This is a genomic window from Neptuniibacter sp. UBA6509, assembly GCA_002435145.1.
Classification (GTDB): Bacteria; Pseudomonadota; Gammaproteobacteria; order Pseudomonadales; family Balneatricaceae; genus Neptuniibacter.
The window spans coordinates 44,569-53,830 of the sequence record DJLT01000034.1 but is presented as its reverse complement, the minus strand read 5'-3'; the positions used below and the strand labels follow the sequence as shown (position 1 = coordinate 53,830).

Genomic DNA, 9,262 nt, shown 5'->3' with positions numbered 1-9,262 from the left:
CTCAGAAACCCTAAGCCTCAGAAAGCATAACCCTCAGAATAAAAAATGCTCTGAATACTAGCGTCGAAGAAAAGATCTTCAGACTTAAATATTGTGCTCTAGAAAAGAGCGCGCTCTTTGAGCACCTAGTTCAATAACAGGCCCCGCCTTGTGAAATTCTAAAATTCCACACGTATTTCGAGGAATCTCTATCAAGTGATCCGGTGGATAAGCCGCAAGCTTCTGTCGCGCAATACTTCCCTGCATAGAATCAAAGGCTTGGCTTGCCACGTCATACATACTTAACGAGCGATCTTCCTCCTCATCCCCACGGTACAATTTACCAATCCAACGATGCACTTTTTGTTTGAAACCAGACTTCCCCGAAAGCTGCGCATCATCAAAAAGATCAAGGTTATGATCAACAGGCGCTCCCAAATTAACAGCAATTGTATGATCCGTTTTATCGTTGAAAGTAGGTGCAATAGGAACAGGGTTTAAAATTCCCCCATCAACAAGATAGGCCCCATGATATTCAACAGGAGAGAAAAACAGAGGCAAAGATATTGAAGCTCTAATCGCGTCAAATAGTGAGCCTGAGTTAATCCAAATTTCTCTCTCTTCATCAATATCCGCGGCCACTGCGGTAAACCGGATAGGTAGGTCTTCTATTGAATGATCGCCCACCAGCTCAATCAGGGTATCGATCAACTTATCCCCTTTCACTAAACCATCCGTTCGCCATGCGACATCAAGTAGACTGAGTATATCCGTACGATCAATCTCTCTGACCCAAGCTTCAAATTCAGCTAGTTTTCCTGCCGCGTAAACCCCACCAATCAATGCACCTATCGAACAGCCTGATATAGATTCAATCTGAAAGCCGGCTTTAGTCAGCTCATTGATAATTCCTATATGCGCTAAGCCTCGTGCTCCACCGCTGCCCAACACCAGAGATACCCTTTTGCCTTCAGCTTCAATCACTTTACATCCCTATCTTTGATCTTGATTAGTTAATGCACCGTACAGACCATGCATGGATCAAAAGAGCGAACAATATGCTGGACAGATACAGGCTCTTTCTCCCCTTCAAATACTGGCGCACCTTCTAGCGCCTTCTCTAGGGCTCCAGGTATAGACTGACTATCGCGAGGTGAAAAATTCCAAGTGGTCGGCGCTATAATTTGATAATTACTTATCTTTCCTTTTGACACTTGCAGCCAGTGTCCCAAGCTACCTCTTGCTGCTTCAACAAGCCCAACACCACACCCCTCTTTCGGAAGCGTTGTAGGAAAGCAGAAAGCCGCTTGTGGATCTAATTGCTTAGCCCACTCCTGCATTTTTGGAATCACAATGGCGAGCTCTAACATACGTGCAATCATTCGACTCTCGACACTGGCGCCCTGCTTTTCGACCAACTCTTTAATCAGTGGATGCCCATTAATTAACTGTCGAGCTAATGCACCCACTTCAACAACCTGCTTATTCAACCTAGGCGCCTTGCACCAGGTATAAGCCTCTTCGTTATCCACAGAGGGCTCTGTAACTCCCTCTTTAGGGTGCAAAGCTTCCGCGCCCTGCATCCATGAATAAGCAATATCTTCAGCAATTGAATCAGGATCGAAGGGTTGAAGCTCTCCCTGAATATAACAACCTTCCGCAAACAGCTTCTTACCTTGAACCTGATAATTACCAAAACTTAAAAACTGATCAGTTGAGCGGCCTAATGCTGCTAAATTCAAATCCTCACTGATATGTAGAAAAGTACGAAAATCACTTTGTGACCAGTGCTCTTTCTTTCGCCACTCTAGCAACGCCTTAATTGAATCTAATTTAGCAACGTCCTCTAAATCCGCGCCAAATAAATGCAGCTCCATGTAACGTCTAAATGATGCAATGAGTGTAATCAAACGGATACGTTCTTGCGCTTCTATCGGCTTCGCACTTCCACCGGGCTGGATACTCAGACTGTGCGGCCATTTACCTGCCATGATCCCCATAAGATGCAGAAACTCTGCGCGGGCTGGCAACATTTTTTTAACTGAACTCCCCTCTTTCGCCTTAAAACGTTCACTTACAACCGAATACCAATCTTTTTGAGCATAAACATCACGACTAAAATCAGGCATAAAGAACAGATAAAAATGGGTCAACAAATCAGTCATATTCTCATTAGCTAACACCAAATTAATGGATAGTTCACCATTTAATGGGATCTCAGTTTGTGCTAAATCGGCCAGCGCTTTAGCACAAGCAACAGACTGACTAACAGAACAAATACCACAAATTCGAGGCGTATAAACCAAAGCATCCATAGGTACCTGCCCTTGCATGATTCGTTCAAAACCACGAAACATAGGTGAATTAACTTGAGCTTTATTCACAACACCATTTTCAATATCAAGACTAACCTCTAAGTCACCCTCAACACGATTGAATGGGCCAACCACAATACGACTCATATTAATTTTTTCTCTTATGAATAGTGGGTGGATAGATCAACTTTTCAGAAGTCGCATTCTTTCTTAAACGTTCTGGGGTTGCTGCTTTTGATAAAGAAGCTAAAGCAACAAACCAAGCTTTTGGCATATCAGTAGGTAACCCTACTGGAATACCTGCAATTTTAGGGGTTTGAGTAAAACTATGACCGGGTTCTTCAAACTCTGGAGCCGTACAATTGATACATGCATACCCGCCTTTCGTGCAGGAACCAACACCATTCCAAGGCCGACTGTTACAATCAGCATGCGCTTGGGTACCTAAGCACCCCATATTCTCCATCATGCACCCCCGATCGCCGGGAAGCTCAGCACTGGCTTTATATTCATAGTATTCATTGCGACTGCAGCCATGATGAACAAGCTGATCAGCATACATACGAGGCCGACCAAACAGATCAACAGCTTCTTCAGAGTGCTCATCCAGAGACAAACTAATTAAAGTTTCAGTGACCCAATCAGGATGAACAGGACAACCAGAAATGTTGATTGTTTTATGACCTGAGAGCGAACGGTATTGATCCCCTAAGAAACCACCCGGTACTTCCCCCTCAAACTGAAGCCCAATTGCATCCGTAATATTATCCCCAGCCGCCGATATTCCACCAAAAGCTGCGCATGAACCAACAGCAACCGTATATTGAGCTTGCTTGGATAAAAGCTCTATCCACTCCATCATCGGCTTATCAGTTCCACCCAGCATATGGAATCGACCGGTGCCATTCGGTCCACGTAAAACAGAGCCCTCTAAACACAATACGTCTAACTGCGTTTCACCTTTCAATATGCTGTCAAAAATATCAACAACCTCAGAACCCGTTTCTTCACTCAAAGAGGGATGCCAAAGCAGATGAATACCAGCGGCCTCAAATGTAGTGAGTAAGTCTGGAGATTCAGCATTCAAAAGCGACATGGAGCACCCTCCGCACCCTGCTGACTGAAGCCATAGAAGATTAAACATTTTCAGGATTCTCCGCTAATAGGACCAATGAGGCACATACACCACCCGAAGACTGGTTACGTATCTCCAACTTCCCCTCGTGTTCCGATACAATCCCATAACTAATAGATAAGCCTAAGCCTGTGCCCTGCCCAACCGGTTTCGTCGTAAAAAAAGGATCAAATAACCGGGAGAGATTCTCTTCAGAAACACCGGGGCCCGTATCACTGACATGAAACTCTATTTTATCTCCAATATGTGAAGCATTAAGACTTAAGCGTTTAACCTTAGAATCGATCATCGCATCTACAGCATTTTGAATAAGGTTCACAACCACTTGATGAATCTGCCCTGAGTGGCCGAATGCTTTAAGACCATCAGGAATAACCGCGACAACATCAACGTCCTGCTTACTCTCTTTTATAATCCAGTGAAGCGCGGTGCGGATAACATGCGTCAAATCAAATAGCGTTTTTTCTGATTCTTGAGTAGAAGAGAATTGGCGTAGATCATTAACGATCTCCTTCACTCTATCCGCCCCTTCCATGGTGCCATCCACGAGCGAGTTTAAATCTCGAATAACCTTATCTAACCGAAGCTGTTGGCGCATCAATTTCAAAGATTCGCGTGATTCACCTTCATTAATCGCATCAAAGTACACACTCAAACGCTCTGTATAGCGCTGTAGCGCATGCATATTCCCATACACAAAACTAATAGGGTTATTCAATTCATGGGCTACACCAGCCACCAAACGACCTAATGACGCCATTTTTTCAGATTGCACTAAACGCTCTTGTGCTAATTTTAACTCGGCATGGGTATTGTTTAACTCTATATAAGCTTTCTGTAGTTCACCTAAAGGGCGCCCAATCAATACCATTCCGACCAAACGTCCTCGGTGATTTTTACGGGGAGAGCAGTTCATCGACAATGGAACAGCTCCCTCAACACCTATAAGTTCGAGTTCACAATCACGAATAGATTGAACCCTAACCTGAGTTAAGAAACTGTCTACTTTTTGCAAGTAACGTTGGTCAATCAGATCTGTAAAATTGATCCCAACTAGAGACTCAGCAGAACGCCCTGTTAAGGTTTCTAATGCCCGATTGATCCTCTGAATACAGCCGTTATGATCACACACAATTAAGACATCGCTCATTGAGCTTTCGATACTGTCAAAGAACAGTTTATTCTCTTCCAGCTCTACATTTTTTTCCTCGATCTCTACTTGGTAGTGCACTAAATCAGCATAAGCTTCATCCATTTTTTGGATAACACTCACCCATGCATCTTCAGAATTATCATCCAAACGTTTGTCTAGAGAAGTAATAGGTTTTTCATTATGAGACATAAAAGATCGATTCGTTATTTGACTTAACTAAGGCTATTTATTCTGTTCCTGCTTATCCTGGCATTCTAAACAGAATGAGCTTTCGGGCTTTGCGATTAAACGAGAAACTGCAATCTTCTCGCCACAAGCTTCACAATAACCATAATTTTCATTATCAATCTTTCTAAGTGCATCATCAATTTGCTGAATACGCTCCTGACACTGGGCTAAATTAGCCTTTGCAATGCTCTGCTGTTGTAAGGCCTCACCGCGAGATACTCGGCCAAAAGATTGTTGATCCAGTTTTACTGGCTGAGCAGCCTGCTTAAGGGAATCAGCTTCATCAATTAACTCTCCCTGTAAACGATGCAACTTATTTAACAAGCTATCAATCTGCACATCATCCACAAAATCAGCCATTCAACCTTCCTTTTTTAATACAAACCGTCAAACCAATATTTAACGAAAGAACTTACACATTAGCCCTAACAAATAACTGAGTGCAATAAATTAGATCTTTGCATAAATAATAGACATAAAAAAGGCCGTCCGAAGACAGCCTCTTATCTTAATCACTTTTTTTACTGCGAAATAAGCACGTTGATCGCAGCTCTCAAAGTGGTTTCATCACAAGTAGCGCAAGTACCTTTAGGCGGCATCGCACCTTTACCAGCCACCACTACAGCCAGCATTGCATCTTCACCTTTAGCGATACGTGCTTCCCAAGACGCGGCATCGCCTGGTTTTGGCGCATTTCCAACTCCAGCAACATGACAGCCTTTGCAATGCTTATCATAAATAGCCTGCCCATCCGCCTGTACGCCAAATGGCGCAGCAAAAATTAGAACCGTCATAGCTAACTTTATTATTTTTTTCACAATTCGTTCCTCACCCAAACCAAATCATTCAATCACTCTATTCAACGGCAAATGACCATAAAAGTCTTTGATCTAGCGCATAGAGTATGTCTGATAGAAGATTACTTAATAAAACCTCTTTAATTAAGGCACAAAAAAAGCGACCTAGGTCGCTTTTTTAACAAGAATATTAAGAATTAAACTTAAGCGCTCAATTCCAGAAGTAACTTGTTCAGGCGCGCTACATAAGTTGCTGGGTCATCCAACTGAGCACCTGCAGCCAAACCCGCTTGATCGAATAACACCAAGGCTAAATCAGCAAAACGATCTTCATCTGCTTCTTTATCTAGTTTTTCAATCAGAGGATGCTCTGGATTCACTTCGAATGTAGGCTTAGTTTCAGGAACAGCCTGACCCGCCGCTTCCATAATTTGACGCATCTGTAAGCCCATGTCCTGTTCACCAAGCACCAAACAAGCAGGAGAATCGGTTAGACGAGTTGTAATGCGTACGTCCGCAACTTTATCAGTCAAGCTTTCCTTCAAGCGCTCAACAAGACCAGCAAGCTCTTTTGCCGCTTCTTCCTGCTCTTTCTTCTCTTCTTCAGATGCTTCCTCATCCAGATCAAGCTGACCTTTAGTTACATCTTGGAAAGCCTTCTCATCATAGTTCTGTAGCTGACTCATCATCCAATCATCGATGCGATCAGTCATTAATAGAACTTCGATACCTTTCTTACGGAAGATCTCTAAGTGCGGGCTATTTTTCGCAGTATTGTAGTTATCAGCAACCACAAAGTAGATTTTATCCTGCCCTTCAGGCATACGAGAAATATAGTCATCCAGTGATACATTCTGCTCTTCACTACCCGTATGCGTAGATGAGAAGCGCATCAGCTTAAGGATTTTCTCGCGGTTTGCGTAATCCTCAGCAGGTCCCTCTTTTAGAACCTGACCAAACTCTTGCCAAAATGTTGCATACTTCTCAGCATCTTTTTTGCCAAGTTTGATCAACATATCAAGAACACGTTTAGTTAATGCGCTACGCAGTTTATCAACATTCGCATCTTTCTGAAGAATCTCACGAGATACGTTCAAAGAAAGATCTTTAGTGTCGATAACACCTTTCATAAAGCGTAGATACAATGGCAGGAACTCATCCGCCTGATCCATGATGAAAACGCGCTGTACGTATAATTTTAGACCCTTAGGCGCTTCACGGTTCCAAAGATCATAAGGGGCACGCTCAGGAACAAAAAGAAGGCTTGTATACTCCATATTTCCTTCAACACGGTTGTGTCCCCAAGTCATTGGGTTAGAGAAGTCATGGGAGATATGTTTGTAGAACTCTTGGTACTCTTCGTCAGAGATATCAGACTTATTACGTGTCCACAGAGCAGTAGCGCTGTTGACTGTTTCATCTTCAAGTTCTGCGGCTGCATCTTCTTTAGGCTCATCTTCTGAACCCATATCCGGTGTAGCTTCTTTCTGCATTAGAACAGGGATAGAGATATGATCTGAATACTTACGCACTAAGCCTCGTAGAGCAAAACCATCAGCAAAACTCTCTTCACCCTCTTTCAAGTGAAGAACAATCCGCGTACCACGAGAAGTTTTTTCAATATCGCCGATGCTAAATTCGCCTTCACCCTCTGAAGACCAATGTACACCTTCAGCAACCGGAAGACCGGCTTTACGTGTAAAGACCTCAACACGATCAGCAACGATAAAAGAAGAATAGAAACCTACACCAAACTGACCGATCAATTGACTGTCTTTTGACTGATCGCCTGTAAGCTGAGAAAGGAACTGTGACGTGCCGGATTTAGCAATAGTACCTAAATGCTCAACAACATCATCACGGCTCATACCAATGCCGTTATCTTCAATTGTTAATGTTTTCGCGTCTTTATCGAAACTGATCTTAATTTTAAGATCGCCATCATTTTCATAAAGAGCGCCATTCGACAATGCTTCAAAACGTAATTTCTCTGCGGCATCTGACGCATTTGAGATCAACTCACGCAGGAAAATATCTTTATTTGAATACAAAGAATGAATCATCAAATGAAGCAGCTGCTTCACTTCAGTTTGAAAACCATGAGTTTCTGTACGCGTTTCTGTAGTCATCAACACTTATCCAATATCGGTTAAATCGGGAACAGTGCTTTGAGGTTGATAGCCAACCTCAAAGCAGCCTATGAAAACAATATTGGGACGGGGTGAACCATTTCAAGCATTAATATTCAGCTTTTTATTCACCCGCACTCATCATCAGCGTATTTAATGTTGAAGATTTGAACTCACGTCGATACAAGATATACACAACACCACCGCTCAACGCCATGAATAACCACGGATTGATAAACCAACCCAGAATAGCCAAACAGAAATAATAGGTGCGTAAACCAAGGTTAAAATTATTGGCTGCCATTGATGTCATTTTAGCCACACGGCTGGCATGGGCATCGATCTGCATGTCAGACACTTTTTCTTCGGGTAGAGGCGCACCGCCAATCATGATGGATACAAAACCATACTGACGTAAGCTCCAAGTAAACTTAAAGAAGGCGTACACAAACAGGGAGATCAGCAATAGAATTTTTAATTCCCACTCGGCACTGGTTGCCGTCATCGCAAAAGGTATATCCGCTACAACATCAATTGCCGCCTGCGTTGACCCTAGAATTGTCATCAAACCAGCCAGAATCAACATAGTCGTGGAAGCAAAAAAAGAAACTCCGCGCTCTAGATTCGCAATAGCGGTTGTATCCGCAATTCGCACATCACGCGTCAACATCCTTAACATCCACTCTTTACGATACATATGCAGCATACTGGCTAGACATGGCGTGTCGAAACTACGCCTACGCGCATAAAACATATATCCCTTAAAACAGATTAAAAACCAGATTAAGGCGATAAGATTAAGCCAGTTTTCAATCATAAACTGATGGACCGGTACCATAAGAAAAAGCCTCAGTTACAAAATAATCGTGCAATGTATGACAACTCATTGTAAAACAACTAATAATCAAAGAAAGCTATGATTATCGGTTAACCCTATAATCACGTAATACTCAATATTTTGCTAGGTAACAAGCAGCGATGTATATAGATCTTGAATCCTTATTTGTTGTCACTCTATTTTTATATCTTTTCTACCACTGGTGGCAATCACAAAGGGTAAAGGAAATAGCCCTTAATCGAATCCGCCGACAATGCAAAGAACTCGAACTGCAACTGCTTGATGACAACATCAACTTAAAAGCTTTCTGGTTAAAAAGAGATGATAAAGGAATGGTGCGTATTTGGAGATCTTATAACTTCGAATTTTCCTCCACGGGCGAAGAACGTTACTCAGGCCATATTATTACCTTAGGTCATAACATTACCGATGTGCATCTGGACCCGCATATTCTTCACTAAGGAACCTACGAACAAGTCCTAAGCTTTCTCAGTGGAGAGTAAATTGACTTAATGCGCGAAAGGTAGCACAGTGAAATGACGTGTCCTTTTCAAGCTGCCTGACAAAACAGAAAGTCAATTTAATGTCCACCCTATGGGGCTTACAGAGTGATCCAATTTCGTCGTTAACGATTTTCGACAGGCAACCAGCATGCCTGTAATCGTTGCCTTGAACTTGAACCGCTCTG

The 9,262-nt window shown here is 42.6% G+C and carries 9 protein-coding genes; 1 reads left to right on the top strand and 8 read right to left on the bottom strand.

Annotation, left to right across the window (positions count from 1 at the left end; all coding sequences use genetic code 11):
• Positions 1 to 84: 84 nt before the first annotated feature.
• The 8 genes from B4K11_RS04440 to B4K11_RS04405 all read right to left on the bottom strand — a co-directional run bounded on the left by B4K11_RS04440 (position 85) and on the right by B4K11_RS04405 (position 8,574).
• Positions 85 to 963, bottom strand: coding sequence for a patatin-like phospholipase family protein (locus B4K11_RS04440; protein WP_292952825.1), 879 nt, complete (start codon positions 961 to 963; stop codon positions 85 to 87).
• 29 nt (positions 964 to 992) lie between these two features.
• Entirely contained in the window at positions 993 to 2,441 is a 1,449-nt protein-coding gene (locus tag B4K11_RS04435; RefSeq protein ID WP_292959247.1) for a nickel-dependent hydrogenase large subunit, read from the bottom strand.
• Between the two features lies 1 nt (position 2,442).
• Positions 2,443 to 3,438, bottom strand: a complete 996-nt coding sequence (locus tag B4K11_RS04430; protein WP_292950227.1) for a HupU protein — start codon at positions 3,436 to 3,438, stop codon at positions 2,443 to 2,445.
• Entirely contained in the window at positions 3,431 to 4,771 is a 1,341-nt protein-coding gene (locus B4K11_RS04425) for an ATP-binding protein (protein WP_292950226.1), read from the bottom strand. The genes B4K11_RS04430 and B4K11_RS04425 overlap by 8 nt, the downstream gene beginning before the upstream one ends.
• 33 nt (positions 4,772 to 4,804) lie before the next feature.
• Complete coding sequence (locus tag B4K11_RS04420; protein ID WP_292950225.1) at positions 4,805 to 5,170, bottom strand: TraR/DksA family transcriptional regulator; 366 nt, start codon at positions 5,168 to 5,170, stop codon at positions 4,805 to 4,807.
• Between the two features lie 161 nt (positions 5,171 to 5,331).
• Positions 5,332 to 5,628, bottom strand: coding sequence for a c-type cytochrome (locus B4K11_RS04415; RefSeq protein ID WP_292950224.1), 297 nt, complete (start codon positions 5,626 to 5,628; stop codon positions 5,332 to 5,334).
• 182 nt (positions 5,629 to 5,810) lie between these two features.
• Positions 5,811 to 7,736 carry a molecular chaperone HtpG gene (htpG, locus tag B4K11_RS04410; protein WP_292950223.1) on the bottom strand — a complete coding sequence of 642 codons (1,926 nt, stop codon included), beginning with the start codon at positions 7,734 to 7,736 and terminating at the stop codon, positions 5,811 to 5,813.
• 124 nt (positions 7,737 to 7,860) lie between these two features.
• On the bottom strand, positions 7,861 to 8,574 hold the full coding sequence (locus tag B4K11_RS04405) for a DUF599 domain-containing protein (protein WP_292950222.1): 714 nt from the start codon (positions 8,572 to 8,574) through the stop codon (positions 7,861 to 7,863).
• 140 nt (positions 8,575 to 8,714) lie between these two features.
• Here B4K11_RS04405 and B4K11_RS04400 point away from each other — a divergent pair, with 140 nt between their 5' ends.
• Positions 8,715 to 9,035 (top strand): DUF3301 domain-containing protein, encoded by a 321-nt coding sequence (locus B4K11_RS04400; RefSeq protein WP_292950221.1) that lies wholly within the window; start codon positions 8,715 to 8,717, stop codon positions 9,033 to 9,035.
• Positions 9,036 to 9,262: the final 227 nt, after the last annotated feature.